Source organism: Streptomyces sp. NPDC052036 (assembly GCF_040680495.1).
In the GTDB taxonomy this organism is placed as follows: Bacteria; Actinomycetota; Actinomycetes; order Streptomycetales; family Streptomycetaceae; genus Streptomyces.
The window spans coordinates 1-17,719 of record NZ_JBFAWW010000027.1 but is presented as its reverse complement, the minus strand read 5'-3'; the positions used below and the strand labels follow the sequence as shown (position 1 = coordinate 17,719).

Here is a 17,719-nt window from a genome sequence, read left to right as displayed (position 1 = left end):
TCGAGAGGTGGGCACAGGGTGGCTAGGAGCAGCTCGGGAATCGTGGCCGGGCTCACCGTGACAGCCGTCGCCGTGGTCGGTTTCCTCGCCTACCAGGCGTCGGCGCACGTACCCGACACGCTGGGGAAGCCGCAGGTGAAGACTTCGGCCCCGGCCAAGCCGCCCCGGGCCAAGAAGAACCCGGCAGCGCTGCCCGCAGGTTCCGGCACGGGTGAGCGGGTCGTGTACGCGCTCGACGACGACCGCGTGTGGCTGGTCGGCCCGGACAACAAGGTGCAGCGCACCTTCAAGGTCACGCCGGGGACGGTGGACCCGCTGCCGGGCACGTACAAGGTGACCTCCCGGACCGCCGCCGGAACCGGTTCGGACGGTACGACGGTCGAGCACATCGTGCGGTTCGCGGCGAACCAGGGCGTGGTGATCGGCTTCAGTGCAGCCCTGGACGGTGCGACGTCCAAGCCCGACGCCTCGAGGAAGCTGGGCGGAATCCGGGAGTCCCGTGCGGACGGCACGGCGGTGTGGGAGTTCGCGACGACCGACGAGAAGGTCGTCGTCGTCCGGTAGGGACCTTCTTCGGGTACGCCCGGGCGCGCGCGTCTCGCGCTCCGGGGCTCTCGGGCGCTCTACGCGGCCCTGCGGGGCTCCTCGGTCACCTCGGTCCCGGGGGTGGTCTCCGGGGTCGCCTTCGGTGCGGGGTCCGGATCACGCGGCGGGGTCGAGACGGCCTTCGCCGCGGCGCACGACGCCAGCAGATCCCGCATCGGCACTCCGGCCGCGCCGGCTGCAACACTTCGCGGCGCCTTGTCGCGTTCTGAAGCCGGCATGGACGCCTCCTGGACTCGCGGGGGCGGGCGTGGTTAGGCAGACCTAACCACGGACTGATGTCCATGTGACCACGCCCGGCACCTGCGGCGCAACACCTTGCCGACGAGTTGTCGGCATGTTCGACCGAAAATACGAACGCGCGTCCCGCGGCGATGAGCGGCCCCTCAGGGCCTGGGCGAGGGCGCCTCAGGGCTTCAGCGGATGCGGCCCCAGGGCTTCGGCGGATGCGGCCTCAGGCCGACAGCACGGCCAGGTCCACCGTCGCCCAGCGGTGTCCGATGCCCGTGAGGGTGACGTGGCGCACCTCGTCCGTCGTGTCCCCCACCGCCCGGTGGATGACCACGTGCAGCCGGTCGTCCGTCAGCCCCTCGACCTTGCCCTCGCCCCACTCCACGACGACCACGGAGTCCGGCAGCGAGACATCGAGGTCGAGGTCCTCCATCTCGTCGAGCCCGCCGCCCAGGCGGTAGGCGTCCGCATGGACCAGCGGCGGGCCGTCCCCGAGGGACGGGTGCACCCGGGCGATCACGAAGGTCGGCGAGGTGACCGCGCCGCGCACCCCGAGCCCCTCGCCGAGGCCGCGGGTCAGCGTGGTCTTGCCTGCGCCCAGCTCGCCGTTCAGCATCACGAGGTCACCGGCGCGCAGCAGCTTGGCCAGACGGCGCCCCAGTTCCTGCATCTGTTCGGGGGAGGTGACGGTGAACTCGGTGGTGACGCCCGGCAGCGGGGACTCAGCCGGGCTGTGCGGTGCTGGTGCTTCCATAGCCCCCCACGGTAGCCCCTGCGGGAACCGCTCCCGAGCGGGTCAGGAGGTCGGCGAGGCGGTCGGTGACGACCTCGGGGTGCTCCAGCATCACCAGATGTCCGGCGTCCGGCACGAGCACGAGCTCGGCGTCGGGCAGCAGATCGGCGATCGCCTCGCTGTGCTCGCTCGGTGTCACCAGGTCCTGGACACCGGCCAGCACCAGCACCGGAAGCCCGGCGAAACGGGCCAGGGCCGTGGTCTTGTCGTGGTCGGTGAACGCCGGATAGAACTCGGCGACCACGTCGATCGGCGTCGCCTCGATCATCCGCTCGGCGAACCGGGCCACGGCCGGGTCGACGTCACGGGAGGCGAACGAGTACCGCTTGATGATCCCCGCGAACAGGTCGGCGGTGGCCCGGCGCCCCCTCTCCACCAGCTCGGCCTGCTGCCCCAGTGCCTTCAGCACCCCGGGGAGTATGCGACGTATCGCGTTGACGCCCGCGACGGGCAGTCCGAAGTTGACCTCGCCGAGCCGCCCGGACGAGGTGCCCACCAGGGCCACGCCGACGACCCGGTCGCGGATCAGCTCGGGGAACTGGTCGGCGAGGGCCATCACCGTCATGCCGCCCATGGAGTGCCCGACGAGGACGACCGGCCCCTCGGGGACGGCCGCGTCCAGGACGGCCTTGAGGTCGCGCCCCAGCTGGTCGATGGAGACGGGTGTGCCGTCCGCCTGGGCGAGCCCGCGCCCGGAGCGGCCATGGCTGCGCTGGTCCCAGTACACGGTCCGGACGACGCCGCGCAGCGCGGCCCGCTGGAAGTGCCAGGAGTCCTGGTTGAGGCAGTAGCCGTGACTGAAGACGACGGTGACCGGGGCCGGGGCCTTACGGCCGAAGAGCCTCCGGCGGCGCGGCGCGGGGCCGCCCTCCGGCTCCACGTCGTCGGCCTCGTAGTACAACTCGGTGCCGTCGTCGGCGTACGCCTTGCCGGGGGTGCCGCGGAGCGTTCCGTAGGGGCCGGTCGAATCGAGGGCGAGCCGGGCCTTGCGGCGCATGCCGCGGCCGACCGTCATCCGTTCGAGGGCGACACCGGCCGCGGCACCCGCCGCGACCACGCCTATCGCGGCGCCGGCGAGGCCGGCGAGGCGCCAGGTCCCGGTGGTGGCGGCGGTGGCGCCCGCGACGACCTCCACGACCTCCGCGCTCGTCTCGCTCACGTCCCCCTCCTCCTCGCCGGATGCTCCGCCCGTCCTGCCTTGCGCGAAAGCTCCGCTCGTCCTGCCCTACACCTGCCCCGGTTCACCCGTGTGGGTTACCCGTCCTGTTCTGTCTTCACATTTACGTAGACGCGGGGCACGCGGGTTCCGATCCGGGTCACGATTTCGTAAGCGATGGTCCCCGCCGCCTGCGCCCAGTCCTCGGCGGTGGGCTCGCCGTGGTCGCCGGGACCGAACAGGACGGCCTCCGTGCCGGGCGGGGGCTCGTCGCCGCCGAGGTCCACCACGAACTGGTCCATGGCGATCCGGCCCGCCGCCGTACGGAGCTTGCCGTCGACCAGGACCGGGCCCGCGCCGGAGGCATGGCGCGGAATGCCGTCCGCGTAGCCGACCGGGACCAGGCCGAGGGTGGTGGTGCCGGGGGTGGTGTAGAGGTGGCCGTAGCTGACACCGTGGCCGCCGGGGACTTGCTTCACCAGGGCGAGCGAGGCCTTCAGGCTCATCACCGGGCGCAGTCCGAGGTCGGCGGGGGTGCCGAGTTCGGGGCTGGGCGAGAGGCCGTAGACCGCGATCCCCGTCCGGACGAGGTCGAAGTGCGCCTCGGGGAGGGTCAGTGTGGCGGGCGAGTTGGCGATGTGGCGCACCTCCGGACGCACGCCCTGCCCCTCGGCGTACGCCACCATCTCCCGGAAACGGTCCAGTTGCTCCTGGATGGAGGGGTGGCCGGGCTCGTCGGCGCAGGCGAAGTGCGACCACAGGCCCACGACGGTGAGCAGGCCGTCCGCCTGGGCCCGCAGGGCCTCGGCGACGAGTTCGGGCCAGTCCGCGGGCTGGCAGCCGTTGCGCCCGAGGCCGGTGTCGGCCTTGAGGTGGACCCGGGCGGGCACGCCCGCGGCGGCCGCGGCCTCGCGCAGTTCCCCGAGCGCCCACAGACCGCTCACCGAGACGTCCACATCGGCCTCGATCGCCCGGCGCCAAGGGCCGCCGGGGGTCCAGAGCCAGCACAGAACGCGGCCGGGCAGACCGGCCTCACGCAGGGCGAGGGCCTCCTCGGGGGTGGCTGTACCGAGCCACTGGGCGCCGGCCTCCAAGGCCGCACGGGCGCACGGGACCGCCCCGTGGCCGTACGCGTCCGACTTCACGACGGCCATCAGGGCCGCGCCGGGCGCGAGGGCGCGCAGGGCACGCACGTTCGCCCGCAGGGCCGCAAGATCGATCTCGGCGCGGGCACGCAGGGGTGCTGTCTCAGAACTCGTCATCGCGCCACCAGTGTCTCAGAGGCCTCCGACAGCGCTCCGGCACCGGTACGGTCTCGCGCGGCGGCAGGGCGAACACCCCTGTGGGGGACCGACGGAGAAAGTCCCGCCTCAGCTCCGTACGTCCCGCCACGCCTCCGGGATCGCGTCCGCCACGTCATGAGCCCCGGCGGGGGCACCGTCCGCCGCGTAGCGGCCCGCGAGACCGTGCAGATAGGCCGCCACACTGCCCGCGTCCCGCGCCGTGAGACCGGCCGCGAGCAGCGAGCCGGACAGCCCGGACAGCACATCCCCGCTGCCCGCGGTCGCGAGCCACGGCGTGCCCGTGGCGTTCACCCGCACCGGGCCGCCCTCGGGGTTCGCCACCAGTGTGGTGGAGCCCTTGAGCAGGACGGTCGCCCGGTACCGGGCCGCCAGTTCCCGCACCGCCGTGAGCCGGGAGGCCTCCACCTCCTCCCGTGACACACCGAGCAGCGCGGCCGCCTCACCGGCGTGCGGAGTCATCAGCGTCGGTGCGCCACGGCCGCGTACGGCGTCCCGGTCGGCCAGCCGCAGCCCGTCCGCGTCGACGAGCACCGGCACGTCCGCCGCCAGGACCTCCGCCACCGTCGTCGCGTCGTCCCCCGCGCCCGGGCCGACCACCCACGCCTGCACCCGCCCGGCCTTCGCGGGCCCCCGGTCGGACACCAGCGTCTCCGGGAAGCGGGCGATCACCGCGCTCCCGGCGGGCCCCGCATACCGCACGGCCCCGGCCCCGCCCCGCAGCGCGCCCGCCACGGCGAGCACGGCCGCGCCCGGATAGCGCGCGGATCCGGCGGCGATACCGACCACCCCGCGCCGGTACTTGTCGCTCTCCGCCTGCGGCAGCGGCAACAGCGCCGCCACGTCCGCGTGCTGCAACGCCTCGAGTTCCGCCTCCTGCGGCAGGTCGAGCCCGATGTCGACGAGGCGTACGGAACCGGCGTACTCCCGCGCCGGGTCGATCAGCAGGGCCGGCTTGTGGGTACCGAAGGTCACGGTGAGGTCCGCGCGGACTGCCTCGCCCCGCACCTCCCCGCCGTCCGCCTCGACCCCGCTCGGCAGATCGACGGCGACGACGGCCGCGCGTGACTGTTCGACGAGCGCGGCGAGCGCGGCGGCGTCCGGGCGCAGTCCCCCCTTGCCGCCGATGCCGACAATGCCGTCGACGACGAGATCGGCCCGCCGGATCAGCTCCTCGGCGCCACCCGAAGGCTCCGTAACCGAGCCGCCCGCCCTCCGCAGGGCGGCGAGCCCGCCCTGATGGGCGCGTGCGGACGACAGCAGTACGGCCGTGACCCCCGCCCCGCGCCGGGCGAGCCGCGCCCCGGCGTACAGGGCGTCACCACCGTTGTCCCCGCTGCCGACCAGCAGCACCACCCGGCTGCCGTACACCCGTCCGAGCAGGTCCGCACAGGCCGCGGCCAGTCCGGCGGCGGCGCGCTGCATCAGCGCCCCCTCCGGAAGCCGTGCCATGAGGGAACGCTCGGCAGCCCTCACCGTCTCCACGCTGTACGCAGTACGCATACCGTCGAGTCTCCCCCACCGCCCGCGCACCATGACGGAGGCTCTACCCCTCGGCCACGACCACCGCCGACGCCACACCGGCATCGTGACTGAGTGACACGTGCCAGGTCTGAACGCCGAGTTCCGCCGCGCGGGCCGCGACCGTGCCCTTCACCCGCAGCCGGGGCTGCCCGCTGTCCTCGACATAGACCTCGGCATCGGTCCAGTGCAGCCCGGCCGGCGCGCCCAAGGCCTTGGCGACCGCCTCCTTGGCGGCGAAACGCGCGGCCAGCGAGGCGATACCGCGCCGCTCACCGTTCGGAAGCAGCAACTCCTGCGGAAGGAAGACGCGTCGGGCCAGTCCGGGCGTACGCTCAAGCGACGCCCGGAAACGGTCGATCTCGGCAACGTCGATCCCCACTCCGATGATGCTCATCCAGGCACTTTACGACCCGCCCGCCGACCCCGGCCCCGGCTCCTCGGGGTCCTCGGCGAACAGATCCCCGGCAGCAGTGGCTGTCAGGGAACGGTCGAACCAGGGGGCGAGGGTGTCGAGGTCGGTGCACGAGGTGATGCGCTCCCGCGTCTCCTCGGGGACGGGGATACCGTGCTTCTCCAGGACGCGCCGGATCAGCGAGGCACGGTCTTCGGCCCTGCCCTCGGCTTTACCCAGCTCACGCGCATCCTGGAACTCTCCGACGCCGACCACGTCACCGTGCGCATCGTCCCCTTCGACTTGGACGGCTTGGGAACTGGCGGAAGTCGTCCTACTCCGGCGGTGGCGAAGGCAACGCCTGCGTAGAGATCGCCAGCCCCCGTACCCACATAGCCGTCCGCGACTCAAAGACCCCGGCCGTGGGCACCCTCACCATCCCGGCCGGAGCCTTCGCCACCTTCATCGACGCCCTGAAGGGTCACTCCACCGTGACGGACTTCGCCAGATTCCGCGGCTGATCCACCTCGTTCCCCCGCGCCGTCGCCAGCTCGCAGGCGAACACCTGCAACGGCACCGTCGCGACCAGCGGCTGAAGCAGCGTCGGGGTCGCCGGGATGCTGATCAGATGGTCGGCGTACGGCACCACCGCCTCGTCGCCCTCCTCCGCGATCACGATCGTGCGCGCGCCCCTCGCCCGGATCTCCTGGATGTTCGACACGATCTTGTCGTGCAGGACCGAGCGGCCACGCGGTGACGGCGCCACGACCACCACCGGCATGTCCTCCTCGATCAGCGCGATCGGCCCGTGCTTCAGCTCGCCCGCCGCGAAGCCCTCGGCGTGCATGTACGCCAGTTCCTTCAACTTGAGGGCGCCTTCGAGGGCCACCGGATAGCCCACGTGCCGGCCCAGGAACAGCACGGTCTTCTTCCCGCTGAGCGAGCGCGCCAGCTCCCGTACCGGCTCCATGGTCCTGAGGACCCGCTCGACCTCCTGGGAGATCTTCGACAGATCGCGGATCACGGCCCGGATCTCGTCGCCCCACTTGGTGCCGCGCACCTGGCCCAGATACAGGGCCACCAGATAGCAGGCGACGAGTTGCGTCAGGAACGCCTTGGTGGAGGCCACCGCGACCTCCGGGCCCGCATGCGTGTACAGCACCGCGTCCGACTCGCGCGGAATCGTCGAGCCGTTGGTGTTGCAGATCGCCAGCACCTTGGAGCCCTGCTCACGGGCGTGCCGGAGCGCCATCAGGGTGTCCATGGTCTCGCCGGACTGCGAGATGGCGACGACCAGCGTGCGCGGGTCGAGGATGGGGTCCCGGTAGCGGAACTCGCTGGCCAGCTCCACCTCGCACGGGATGCGGGTCCAGTGCTCGATGGCGTACTTGGCGATCAGCCCGGCGTGGAAGGCGGTACCGCAGGCCACGATCACGACCTTGTCGATCTCGCGCAGCTCGGCGGTCGAGATCCGCACCTCGTCCAGCGTGAGCGAGCCGGCCGCGTCGATCCGGCCGAGCAGGGTGTCGGCGACCGCCTTGGGCTGCTCGGCGATCTCCTTGAGCATGAAGTAGTCGTAGCCGCCCTTCTCGGCGGCCGAGGCGTCCCAGTCGACGTGGTACGAACGGACGTCGGCCGGACGGCCGTCGAAACCGGTGACCGTCACCCCGTCCCGGCGCAGCTCCACCACCTGGTCCTGGCCCAGCTCGATCGCGGAGCGGGTGTGGGCGATGAATGCGGCGACATCCGAGGCGAGGAACGCCTCGCCCTCGCCGACGCCCACCACGAGCGGGGAGTTGCGCCGTGCGCCCACGACCACGTCCGGGTCGTCGGCGTGCACCGCGACCAGCGTGAACGCGCCCTCCAGCCGCCGGCACACCAGCCGCATCGCCTCCGCGAGATCCGCGGTGGCCGAGAACTCCTCGGCGAGCAGATGCGCGACGACCTCGGTGTCCGTCTCGGAGGCGAGGGCATGGCCCCGCTCCTCCAGCTCGGCCCGCAGCGTCGCGAAGTTCTCGATGATGCCGTTGTGGACGACGGCGACGCGTCCGGCGTTGTCGAGGTGGGGGTGCGCGTTGGCGTCGGTGGGACCGCCATGAGTCGCCCACCGAGTGTGCCCGATCCCGGTGGTACCGCTCGGCAGCGGCTGTTCGACCAGCGCCTTCTCCAGGTTGACCAGCTTCCCGGCCCGCTTGGCGGCGGCCAGGCCGCCGTCCGCGAGCACGGCGACGCCCGCCGAGTCGTAACCCCGGTACTCCAGCCGCTTCAGCCCCGCCACGACGACATCGAGCGCCGACTGCGGCCCCACGTATCCCACGATTCCGCACATGTGCCGCAGCCTACGGTCCGATCGGCGCCCCGACCTCTCGAATCCTGCCCGAAATCGGAAATTCCCACTGGCGTACGAACGCCACATCAGCCCACGGCCACACCAAGAAAGGGCCGGAATCCGGCCAACCTCGCTCCTGCCGACCCTCGCCGTCCTGGCCACCCTCGTGGCCCGGCCGGACCTGTTGGGCCGGTCGCCGGGGGATGCCGCCCCTGTGGCCGACAGCTATGACGGCTTCGACGGCAAGGGTGCCGAGCAGGTGCGGCAGGACCAGTGCCTGATGGCGGGCGCGCTGCGGCTGGGCGGGCCGGGCATGTACGGCCTTGCGCAGGACGCGCTGAACCAGCCGGCGGACAAGCTGCACGGGGCGGCGAACCCGGACTACTGGACCGACACACCGCTGTCGAAGGCCTACGACCAGGACAAGGCTGCCTCCGACAAGGAGGAATCGGCGCTCTACGCGCATATCGGCGACTGGAAGATCCAGGGGCTGTCGACCCCGGGGGGCTTTGAGTCGAAGGCCGACATCGAGTGGCCCCCCGGTATGGCGGGCGATGACCGGCAGAACTTCTTCGCACAGACCGGCCTCTCCCAGTGGATCCGGGAGCGGTTCGACAAGGGCGAGGGTGACTTCTACCAGGACCCGACTCCCAAGGCCGATGACGCCACGGTCAAGGCCGTCAAGGACCTCGGCACCCCGCTCTACGGCAACACCCCGGACCCCTCGGCGCCCAACTGGGGCCAGGCGTCCGCCGAGCACCAGGCGTGGGACGCGTTCGTCAACTGGTCGATCGAGCCGACCGGCGCCGACAACGCCCGGCTGTTCCTGTCCTCCGGCGGCTTCCCGCACACCGCGCCCGAGCCCGGAAGCCTCGAATTCCGTCTCGCCGTAGAGGACTTGAAGACGCGGTTCGCGTCCTGCGCGGGGCGCAGCCCTGTCGATCCGGACAAGGTCCTGGGCAAGGAGGTCGCCGCCGCGTCCGCCGAGTGGCAGCAGGAGATCGCCTCCCAGGCCGGCCAGCGCAACCAGATCCACGACGCCGACCGCGATGCCACCAAGGCCCTTGCGGCCGGTGCCGAGGCGCTCGGGGAGATGCTCGGACAGTCCTGGATCGCCGACCATCTGACCCGCTGGCAGCAGTACTGGGCCCCGGGCGGCATCGGATGGATCGGTGAGTCCCCCGCGGTCATCCAGCTCGAAGCCGCCCAGGGCAAGTGCCTCGACGTGCAGGGCGGCGGGAAGGCCAACGGCACCCAGGTGCAGATCTACACCTGCAACGGCAGCGCCGCCCAGCAGTGGCAGATCTTCGGCTACCCCCACGGCTACGCCCTGTTCAACGTCAACGCCCAGAAGTGCCTGGACGTGCAGAGCGGCAGTGCCGTCAACGGCACGAAGATCCAGATCTGGACGTGCAACAACACCGCGGCGCAGCAGTGGAAGTTCGACGTCCGCGCCGCGAGCGAACTGCGCAACGCCGCCCCGGACAAGTGCCTGGACCTGCACAAGTTCGACAACGGCTACGACTCGTGGCAGTCGGACTGCAACGGCAGTGACCCGCAGAAGTACCGGCTCGTCGCCAAGGGCCACGAGGGCACCGACAAGCTCGACTACCCGGACAAGGCCCAGTTCGACAAGGCGAAGAAGGGCATCGCCGACGCCCAGGTGCAGGCCAAGCAGCAGCTCGGTGTCCTGCAGGCCCAGTTGGAGATCGCCAAGAAAGCCGCCGCCGGCTCGGACACGGCCACCCAGGCCGCCTACACCATCGCGGACGGCAACGGTGCGGCGGAGTCGCGGGCGTCCTTGGCGTAGCTCGCGGCGTGGCCGGCTGCGGTGTCGGCGGCGGTGGCGTCCTGGGCGGCCTGTTTGTCGTAGTCGAGCGTCCGGCTGTGACGCCCAAAGCCTCGGCAACCTCCCTTCGGAGACGTTGGAAGTGCTGTGGGACGCCGGAGGGCAGTACATGCCGAGCGGGGAGCGGATCGCGGGAGGAGCGGAGTGGACGCGGACGGTCGTCGACCTGTGTGACGCCCGACTGTCGGCGAGGGCAGATGTACGGCCGCTCACCGGGGCCGACGCGGAGGCCGGCACGGCCTGCCTTGACGCGGTCGTCGCCGAGATCGAACAGGCTCGGTTCCTGGAGGCCGAGGTGCGGGCGGCACTCACCGACTGCACCCGCCGCTGCACTCCGGACGTGGCGAATTCGTCGTGGACGTCAGATACCTGGTCGAACAGGACTAGCAAGCGGCCGCTCCAGGACGCGCTCCGCCTGCTGGACTCCCCTCCTGCCCACCGGCACCCTCACCAGCCTGTGGCCGGCTGCCTCGGGCCGAGGCTTCGGTATCGGCCGGCTCGGCATCGACGCGCGGAGTCGGCTCAGGCTGATCGCCGAGGTGCGGGAATGGGGCGTGACGCACCCCACCCCGCCGCTCGTTCAAACTCCGTTAACAATGGACTGTGATCTCTCCGGTCTCCTCGATGCCCCGGAGCGCCCACCGGCCCAAGCCGGAGGCGACTCCCTACGTCGACCGCACCCGTGCCGAGTGGAGCGCGCTGCGTGACAAGACGCCGCTCCCCCTGACCGCCGAGGAGGTGGAGAAGCTCCGCGGCCTCGGCGATGTGATCGACCTCGACGAGGTGCGGGACATCTACCTCCCGCTGTCCAGGCTCCTCAACCTCTACGTGGGCGCCACGGACGGCCTGCGCGGCGCCCTGAACACCTTCCTCGGCGAGCAGGGCTCCCAGTCCGGCACGCCGTTCGTGATAGGCGTGGCGGGCTCCGTGGCCGTCGGCAAGTCCACCGTGGCCCGCCTGCTCCAGGCCCTGCTGTCCCGCTGGCCCGAGCATCCCCGGGTGGAGCTGGTGACCACCGACGGCTTCCTGCTGCCCACCAAGGAACTCCAGGCCCGCGGGCTGATGTCCCGCAAGGGCTTCCCCGAGTCGTACGACCGGCGCGCGCTCACCCGGTTCGTCGCCGACATCAAGGCTGGGAAGGACGAGGTGACGGCCCCCGTCTACTCACATCTGATCTACGACATCGTCCCCGGCCAGAAGCTCACCGTCCGCCGTCCGGACATCCTCATCGTCGAGGGCCTCAACGTGCTCCAGCCCGCCCTCCCCGGCAAGGACGGCCGCACCCGCGTCGGGCTCGCGGACTACTTCGACTTCAGTGTGTACGTCGACGCCCGCCCCGAGGACATCGAACGCTGGTACCTCAACCGGTTCAAGAAGCTCCGTCAGACGGCCTTCCAGAACCCGTCCTCGTACTTCCGCAGGTACACCCAGGTCGCCGAGGAGGAGGCCCTCGACTACGCCCGGACGACCTGGCGGACCATCAACAAGCCGAACCTGCTGGAGAACGTCGCCCCGACCCGTGGACGCGCCACGCTGGTGGTGCGCAAGGGCCCTGACCACAAGGTGCAGCGGCTGAGCCTGCGCAAGCTGTGAGCCTGAGTGTGCCAGGCCGTCAGGAGACGGCGGGCCCACGGAAGTAGACGGCCGCCACACGGAAGATGACGGCCGGCACACGAACGCCGCCCGGTCCGGAGTCACCTCCGGGCCGGGCGGCGTGCACGTGTCAGTGGGCGGGACGTCCTAGCCGAGCGCCGACTTCACGGCGTCCGCGAGACGGCCGGCCACCGACCGGGCCTGCTCGATGTCCGCGGCCTCGACCATGACCCGCACCAGCGGCTCGGTGCCCGACGGACGCAGCAGCACCCGTCCGGTGGACCCCAGTTCCCGCTCGGCCTCGGTCACCGCGGTGGCCAGCTCGGCGGAGGTGGCGACGCGGGACTTGTCGACGTCGGGGACGTTCACGAGGACCTGCGGCAGCCGCTCCATCACGGACGCGAGGTCCTTGAGCGTACGGCCGGTCTCCGCGACCCGCGCGGCCAGCATCAGGCCGGTCAGCGTGCCGTCGCCGGTGGTGGCGTGGTCCAGGATGATGACGTGGCCGGACTGCTCGCCGCCCAGGGCGTAGCCCTTGTCCTTCATCTCCTCCAGCACATACCGGTCGCCGACCGCGGTCTGCACGAGCTGGATGCCCTCGCGCTCCATGGCCAGCTTGAAGCCCAGATTCGACATGACCGTCGCGACAACGGTGTCGGAGCGCAGTGCGGAACGCTCCCGCATCGCCAGCGCGAGCACGGCCAGGATCTGGTCGCCGTCCACCTCCTCACCCGTGTGGTCCACGGCGAGACAGCGGTCGGCGTCGCCGTCGTGCGCGATGCCGAGGTCGGCGCCGTGCTCGACGACGGCGGCCTTCAGCTTGTCCAGGTGGGTGGAGCCGCAGCCGTCGTTGATGTTGAGCCCGTCCGGCTCCGTGCCGATCGTGATGATCTCGGCACCCGCCCGGCTGAACGCCTCGGGCGAGACCCGGGCGGCGGCGCCGTGCGCCTCGTCCAGGACGATGCTGAGCCCGTCGAGCCGGTTCGGCAGGACCCCGATCAGGTGAGCGACATAGCGGTCGAAGCCCTCGCCGTACGACTTCACCCGGCCGACGCCGGCACCGGTGGGCCGGTCCCAGGGCGCGCCGGTGCGGTGCTCCTCGTACACGGTCTCGATCTTGTCCTCCAGCTCGTCGGCCAGCTTGTGGCCGCCCCGGGCGAAGAACTTGACGCCGTTGTCGGGCATGGCGTTGTGACTGGCGGAGAGCATGACACCGAGGTCCGCGCCCAGCGCACCGGTCAGATAGGCGACGGCGGGGGTGGGCAGCACACCGACGCGCAGTACGTCCACACCCGCGCTGGCGAGGCCCGCGACCACGGCGGCCTCCAGGAACTCCCCGGACGCACGCGGATCGCGTCCGACGACCGCCGTCGGCCGGTGGCCCTCGAACGTACCCGACTCGGCCAGTACGTGAGCCGCCGCGACGGACAGGCCGAGTGCCATCTCGGCCGTGAGATCCGCGTTGGCGACACCGCGCACGCCGTCCGTGCCGAAGAGTCGTCCCACTGTGGTGTCCTCCGAACTTGCTGCAAATGTGCGGCTCATGCCGAGTGTCCAGACCGGCGCGGGATACGTACATCCCCCGGGCCTGTCTTGAGGCTTATCCCACGCAGCCGCCCCGGGCCTGTCGGGATTGCTCCATAAGCCCCATAAGCCGGTGATAAGCATCTTTCCGCGTAAACGAACCGCCCCGGCGGCACAGAGCGTGCTGCCGGGGCGATACGAGCGCGCAGCAGGCGGTACGGGCCTGCGCGACCAGCGGCGTGATTAGCGCTTGCTGTACTGCGGAGCCTTGCGGGCCTTCTTCAGACCGGCCTTCTTGCGCTCGACCGCACGGTCGTCGCGGCGCAGGAAGCCGGCCTTCTTCAGCGCGCCACGGTTGTTGTCGACGTCCGCCTCGTTCAGCGCTCGGGCGACACCCAGACGGAGCGCACCGGCCTGACCGGAGACACCGCCACCCGCGATGCGGGCGATGATGTCGTAGCGGCCCTCGAGCTCGAGCACCTTGAAGGGCTCGTTGACTTCCTGCTGGTGCACCTTGTTCGGGAAGTAGTCCTCGAGGGTGCGACCGTTGATCTTCCACTTGCCGGTGCCCGGAACGATCCGGACACGGGCGATGGCGTTCTTGCGGCGACCCAGGCCGGCGGCCGGCTGGGGCTCACCGAAGCGCGAGGCCATGGACTCGGAGGTGTACTCACCCTCGAGCGGAACCTCGGTCTCGGTGGTGTAGCTGTCGATGTCAAGCTCTTCGAGCGGCTGCTCGGCAGTGGTCTCGGCCACGATTCTCCTCAGATTCTCTTCAGCTTTAGGGGGTGGCCGGACTTACTGCGCGACCTGGGTGATCTCGAACGGCACCGGCTGCTGGGCAGCGTGCGGGTGCTGGTCACCCTTGTAGACCTTCAGCTTCGAGAGCATCTGACGGCCCAGGGAGTTCTTGGGGAGCATGCCCTTGACGGCCTTCTCGACGGCCTTCTCCGGGTTGTTCGCCAGCAGGTCGTCGTAGCGGACGGAGCGCAGACCACCCGGGTAGCCGGAGTGGCGGTACGCCATCTTCTGGGTCCGCTTGTTGCCGGACAGGTGGACCTTGTCCGCGTTGATGATGATGACGAAGTCACCGGTGTCCACGTGGGGCGCGTAGATCGGCTTGTGCTTGCCACGCAGCAGGGTGGCGGCAGTGGTGGCGAGACGGCCCAGGACAATGTCCTGGGCGTCGATGACGTGCCACTGGCGCGTCACATCGCCGGGCTTGGGGCTGTACGTACGCACGGTTCGTAGCCTTCGCTTCTTCAGTGAGGATCCTGACAAGGTCACCGAAGACGATCACGACAGCCCAGACCGCACTGCGGTGACGCAAACCGCGTGCTGGTCGCTGGTCATCGGCCCGGTGGACCGGTGTAAGGGCCTCTCACGTGAGAATGAGCAAGCCAATACACATAACGAACAGCCAGGATAACGGGGCCGCCGACATGGGTCAAAACGGGGACACCGCCACCCGGCTGTGCCGTCCGGGTGACCGGAGCTTTGTCTCGCTTGGGCTGCGATGTCGCTGTGGTGCTCGCCGAAGGGGAACAACGCGGTCCGCGGCGCGTCTAAGATGCGCCGCATGAGTTATGGGCAGGGGGAGCCTCAGTGGGATCCCTGGACACCGAGTTCCCAGCAGGGCAGCCGTGGCGGCACCCCCGACTGGGCCGCGCTCGCCGAGCAGTCCGAGGCGCGCAACAAGCGCCGCCGGCTGCTGCTGATCCTCGGCGGGGCCCTGGCCACGATCGGCATCGGCGCCGCCGTCACGGTCGCGGTCGTGAACGCGAACGGCACCGCGAAGGCCTCCAACCAACCGGCCAGCGCGCTGCCCAGCACCGCGAACATCCCCGGTGAGAGCGCCGACCCGATCCCGACCTTCGCCCCGACGTCGGCCCCTCCCCCGCTGAACCCGATGGACTTCATCTCCAGCGCCAAGAAGGACACGGCCCCGATCAGCGCGAACACGCTGTTCCCCGGGACCCAGCTGACCGTGGGCGCGAACGTCTACAAGCGGGGCCCCTCGGCCACCACGGCCAACTGCGCGTCGGCCGTCCAGGGCACCCTGCCCGCGGTGCTCACCAAGAACGACTGCACTCAGCTCTTCCGCGCCACCTACACCAAGGACGGCGTCGCGGTGACGGTCGGTGTGGCCCTGTTCGACACCGCGTCCCAGGCCACGAAGGCGAAGCAGGAGACGGACGGCAAGAGCATCATCACCTCGCTGTTCGGCAAGGGCGTGCCCGCGTTCTGCCGGACGAAGGTCTGCCGCTCCACCACCAACTCCTACGGCCGCTACGCCTACTTCACGCTCGCCGGATTCACCAGCGGCAAGGATGTGACGGCCAAGGACGCGAAGGTCTTCGCGGCCGGCGACGACCTGGCGGAGTTCACCTTCCGCCAGATACGCCGCCGCGGCGAGGCACAGGCGTCCGCGGCCTCCAGCCAGTAGCACCGCGGCGCCACGGACGCTGCCGGGGGCTCAGCAGCAGCCCGCCCCGGGCAGCGTCCGCTTGTTCCGCGCCTCCTTGTTCCGCGCGGCGAGCAGCTCGTCGGCCGGGTAGCCGACCTCCTCCAGGGTGAGCCCGTGCGGCCGTACGACATGGACCGCCGAGTCCCGCACGCCTGCGGCCAGCACCTTCCCGGGCCAGTCGGGCGGGCGGTGCCCGTCCCCCACGAACAGCAGCGCCCCGATCAGCGAGCGCACCATGTTGTGACAGAACGCGTCCGCGCGGACGGTGGCGGTGACGATCCCGTCCTCCCCGCGCACCAGGCTCAGCTCCTGCAGGGTGCGGATGGTGGTCGCACCCTCGCGCCGCTTGCAGTAGGCGGCGAAGTCGTGCTCCCCGAGCAGCCGCCGGGCCGCCTCGTTCATGGCGTCCACGTCCAGCGGCCAGTCGTGCCACAGCACATGGCCCCGCAGAAGTGGGTCGACACCGCCGGGGTTGTCGGTGACCCGGTAGGCGTAGCGCCGCCAGACGGCCGAGAAACGGGCGTTGAAGCCGCTGGGAGCCTCCCGCAGGGCCCACACCCGTACATCCTTGGGCAGACGCCCCGCGAGCCGCTTCAGCAGCTTCCCACGGTGCTCGCCCCAGACCGCCAGGGGCAGATCGACATGGGCCACCTGTCCCCGGGCGTGCACGCCGGCGTCGGTCCGGCCGGCCACGGTCAGCTCGTAGGTGTCCCGGGACCGCGTGACCGTCCGCAGCGCGTCCTCGATCTCTCCCTGCACCGTCCGCCTGCCGCCGGCCTGCTTGGCCCAGCCGTGGAAGTCGGTGCCGTCGTAGGAGAGATCGAGACGGACGCGGACGTGCCCGGTCTGTACGTCGTCACTCACTCCTCGATCCTTTCAGGTACGCGAAAGCGGGCCCGCCCCGCGAAGGGCGGACCCGCTTCAGTGCGAGGGCGGACCTCAGGCGTCCTTCGACTCCTCGGCGGCCTCGTCGGCGGCCGGAGCCGCGTCCTCGACCTGGGTCTCCTCGACCTTGGCGTCGGCCTCCTTGACGGCACGCTTGGTCGCCGCCTCGGCCTCGCCGACCGCCTTCTGCTGCACCGTCAGCGCCTCGACCAGCTCGATCACGGCCATGGGCGCGTTGTCGCCACGGCGGTTACCGATCTTGGTGATACGGGTGTAGCCACCGGGACGGTTCTCGTAGCGCGGGCCGATCTCGGTGAAGAGCGTGTGGACGATGCTCTTGTCCGTGATCACCTGGAGTACCTGACGGCGGTTGTGAAGGTCGCCCTTCTTCGCCTTGGTGACCAGACGCTCGGCGTACGGACGCAGCTTGCGCGCCTTCGCCTCGGTGGTGGTGATACGGCCGTGCTCGAAGAGCGCCTTCGCCAGGTTCGCGAGGAGGAGCTTCTCGTGCGCAGCGCTGCCGCCCATACGGGCGCCCTTGGTGGGCCTCGGCATGGTGATTCTCCTAGATGTCTGCCCCGGCCGTGTCAGGTACCAGGGTCAGTATCCGAGCGAGCGGTTGCCCGTCGGAGATCCGGGGCGGCCCCGAAGGGTGCGCCCCGGAAAGGGCGCGGAGCCGCTCCATTATGCGGCTCCGCAGCGCGGGCGCGGCCAGCGACCACCGGCCCGCGGAAGCAGTACGGCCTCCTCGCGGAGGGCTCAGTACTGCTCGGTCTCGACGAACCCGGCGTCCACGTCGTCGTCGGCGCCGAAGGCGTCGGCGGCGGCGGTGGGGTCGAATCCGGGCGGGCTGTCCTTCAGGGCCAGGCCCATGCCGGCCAGCTTCGCCTTGACCTCGTCGATGGACTTCGCACCGAAGTTGCGGATGTCCAGGAGGTCGGCCTCGGAGCGGGCGACGAGCTCACCCACGGAGTGGATGCCCTCACGCTTGAGGCAGTTGTAGGAGCGGACCGTGAGCTCCAGCTCCTCGATCGGCAGCGCCAGGTCGGCAGCCAGGGCGGCGTCCGTGGGGG

General features: G+C 70.9%; 18 protein-coding genes and 1 pseudogene. 5 read left to right on the top strand and 14 right to left on the bottom strand.

Features of this window, described 5'->3' with window-relative positions:
* The first annotated feature begins 18 nt into the window (after positions 1 to 18).
* On the top strand, positions 19 to 564 hold the full coding sequence (locus tag AB0L95_RS29555) for a hypothetical protein (RefSeq protein ID WP_365166607.1): 546 nt from the start codon (positions 19 to 21) through the stop codon (positions 562 to 564).
* Between the two features lie 59 nt (positions 565 to 623).
* On the opposite strand, the gene AB0L95_RS29550 is transcribed toward AB0L95_RS29555, so the two are convergent.
* The 7 genes from AB0L95_RS29550 to AB0L95_RS29520 all read right to left on the bottom strand — a co-directional run bounded on the left by AB0L95_RS29550 (position 624) and on the right by AB0L95_RS29520 (position 6,275).
* Positions 624 to 824: a hypothetical protein gene (locus AB0L95_RS29550; protein WP_365166604.1), complete on the bottom strand. Its 201-nt coding sequence runs from the start codon at positions 822 to 824 to the stop codon at positions 624 to 626.
* A gap of 233 nt (positions 825 to 1,057) precedes the next feature.
* Positions 1,058 to 1,588 (bottom strand): tRNA (adenosine(37)-N6)-threonylcarbamoyltransferase complex ATPase subunit type 1 TsaE, encoded by a 531-nt coding sequence (gene tsaE, locus AB0L95_RS29545; RefSeq protein ID WP_365166602.1) that lies wholly within the window; start codon positions 1,586 to 1,588, stop codon positions 1,058 to 1,060.
* On the bottom strand, positions 1,557 to 2,786 hold the full coding sequence (locus AB0L95_RS29540; protein WP_365166599.1) for an alpha/beta hydrolase: 1,230 nt from the start codon (positions 2,784 to 2,786) through the stop codon (positions 1,557 to 1,559). The genes tsaE and AB0L95_RS29540 overlap by 32 nt, the downstream gene beginning before the upstream one ends.
* A 95-nt stretch (positions 2,787 to 2,881) precedes the next feature.
* Entirely contained in the window at positions 2,882 to 4,045 is a 1,164-nt protein-coding gene (alr, locus tag AB0L95_RS29535; protein WP_365166597.1) for an alanine racemase, read from the bottom strand.
* A 108-nt stretch (positions 4,046 to 4,153) separates the two neighbouring features.
* The gene (locus AB0L95_RS29530; protein ID WP_365166594.1) at positions 4,154 to 5,587 is read right to left on the bottom strand and encodes an NAD(P)H-hydrate dehydratase; all 1,434 of its coding nucleotides are present in this window, start codon (positions 5,585 to 5,587) and stop codon (positions 4,154 to 4,156) included.
* Positions 5,588 to 5,630: 43 nt separating this feature from the next.
* A complete protein-coding gene (locus tag AB0L95_RS29525; protein ID WP_365166590.1) occupies positions 5,631 to 6,002 on the bottom strand; it encodes a holo-ACP synthase in 372 nt (123 codons plus the stop codon).
* A gap of 9 nt (positions 6,003 to 6,011) precedes the next feature.
* Entirely contained in the window at positions 6,012 to 6,275 is a 264-nt protein-coding gene (locus tag AB0L95_RS29520; protein ID WP_365166588.1) for a hypothetical protein, read from the bottom strand.
* A gap of 41 nt (positions 6,276 to 6,316) precedes the next feature.
* Here AB0L95_RS29520 and AB0L95_RS29515 point away from each other — a divergent pair.
* Positions 6,317 to 6,520 (top strand): annotated as a pseudogene (locus AB0L95_RS29515) (DUF397 domain-containing protein); the annotation flags it as partial.
* On the opposite strand, the gene glmS reads toward AB0L95_RS29515, so the two are convergent.
* Positions 6,481 to 8,328 (bottom strand): glutamine--fructose-6-phosphate transaminase (isomerizing), encoded by a 1,848-nt coding sequence (gene glmS, locus AB0L95_RS29510; protein WP_365166586.1) that lies wholly within the window; start codon positions 8,326 to 8,328, stop codon positions 6,481 to 6,483. The pseudogene AB0L95_RS29515 and the gene glmS sit on opposite strands and share 40 nt — an antisense overlap.
* Before the next feature lie 214 nt (positions 8,329 to 8,542).
* Between glmS and AB0L95_RS29505 the strand changes: the two genes are divergently transcribed.
* Both AB0L95_RS29505 and coaA read left to right on the top strand, forming a co-directional pair.
* Positions 8,543 to 10,138 carry an RICIN domain-containing protein gene (locus AB0L95_RS29505; protein ID WP_365166584.1) on the top strand — a complete coding sequence of 532 codons (1,596 nt, stop codon included), beginning with the start codon at positions 8,543 to 8,545 and terminating at the stop codon, positions 10,136 to 10,138.
* 642 nt (positions 10,139 to 10,780) lie between these two features.
* A complete protein-coding gene (gene coaA, locus AB0L95_RS29500) occupies positions 10,781 to 11,770 on the top strand; it encodes a type I pantothenate kinase (protein ID WP_365166581.1) in 990 nt (329 codons plus the stop codon).
* A gap of 147 nt (positions 11,771 to 11,917) precedes the next feature.
* Here coaA and glmM read toward each other — a convergent pair whose 3' ends face one another.
* From glmM to rplM, 3 genes are all read right to left on the bottom strand, one after another.
* On the bottom strand, positions 11,918 to 13,276 hold the full coding sequence (glmM, locus tag AB0L95_RS29495; protein WP_365166578.1) for a phosphoglucosamine mutase: 1,359 nt from the start codon (positions 13,274 to 13,276) through the stop codon (positions 11,918 to 11,920).
* Between the two features lie 261 nt (positions 13,277 to 13,537).
* Entirely contained in the window at positions 13,538 to 14,050 is a 513-nt protein-coding gene (gene rpsI, locus AB0L95_RS29490) for a 30S ribosomal protein S9 (protein WP_311696760.1), read from the bottom strand.
* Between the two features lie 42 nt (positions 14,051 to 14,092).
* The gene (rplM, locus tag AB0L95_RS29485; protein WP_365166575.1) at positions 14,093 to 14,536 is read right to left on the bottom strand and encodes a 50S ribosomal protein L13; all 444 of its coding nucleotides are present in this window, start codon (positions 14,534 to 14,536) and stop codon (positions 14,093 to 14,095) included.
* 337 nt (positions 14,537 to 14,873) lie between these two features.
* On the opposite strand from rplM, the gene AB0L95_RS29480 reads away from it, so the two are divergent.
* Entirely contained in the window at positions 14,874 to 15,740 is an 867-nt protein-coding gene (locus AB0L95_RS29480) for a hypothetical protein (protein WP_365166573.1), read from the top strand.
* Positions 15,741 to 15,770: 30 nt separating this feature from the next.
* Here AB0L95_RS29480 and truA read toward each other — a convergent pair whose 3' ends face one another.
* From truA to AB0L95_RS29465, 3 genes are all read right to left on the bottom strand, one after another.
* Entirely contained in the window at positions 15,771 to 16,625 is an 855-nt protein-coding gene (gene truA / locus AB0L95_RS29475) for a tRNA pseudouridine(38-40) synthase TruA (protein WP_365166571.1), read from the bottom strand.
* 75 nt (positions 16,626 to 16,700) lie between these two features.
* A complete protein-coding gene (gene rplQ, locus AB0L95_RS29470) occupies positions 16,701 to 17,201 on the bottom strand; it encodes a 50S ribosomal protein L17 (protein ID WP_365166568.1) in 501 nt (166 codons plus the stop codon).
* 204 nt (positions 17,202 to 17,405) lie between these two features.
* A partial coding sequence (locus AB0L95_RS29465) for a DNA-directed RNA polymerase subunit alpha C-terminal domain-containing protein (RefSeq protein WP_365166565.1) occupies positions 17,406 to 17,719 on the bottom strand: 314 nt, incomplete at its 5' end.

Coding starts and splice junctions, on each gene's coding strand:
- AB0L95_RS29550 (WP_365166604.1), bottom strand. CDS start 824: ATGCCGGCTTCAGAACGCGACAAGGCGCCGCGAAGTGTTGCAGCCGGC.
- tsaE (WP_365166602.1), bottom strand. CDS start 1,588: ATGGAAGCACCAGCACCGCACAGCCCGGCTGAGTCCCCGCTGCCGGGC.
- alr (WP_365166597.1), bottom strand. CDS start 4,045: ATGACGAGTTCTGAGACAGCACCCCTGCGTGCCCGCGCCGAGATCGAT.
- AB0L95_RS29530 (WP_365166594.1), bottom strand. CDS start 5,587: ATGCGTACTGCGTACAGCGTGGAGACGGTGAGGGCTGCCGAGCGTTCC.
- AB0L95_RS29525 (WP_365166590.1), bottom strand. CDS start 6,002: ATGAGCATCATCGGAGTGGGGATCGACGTTGCCGAGATCGACCGTTTC.
- glmS (WP_365166586.1), bottom strand. CDS start 8,328: ATGTGCGGAATCGTGGGATACGTGGGGCCGCAGTCGGCGCTCGATGTC.
- AB0L95_RS29480 (WP_365166573.1), top strand. CDS start 14,874: ATGAGTTATGGGCAGGGGGAGCCTCAGTGGGATCCCTGGACACCGAGT.
- rplQ (WP_365166568.1), bottom strand. CDS start 17,201: ATGCCGAGGCCCACCAAGGGCGCCCGTATGGGCGGCAGCGCTGCGCAC.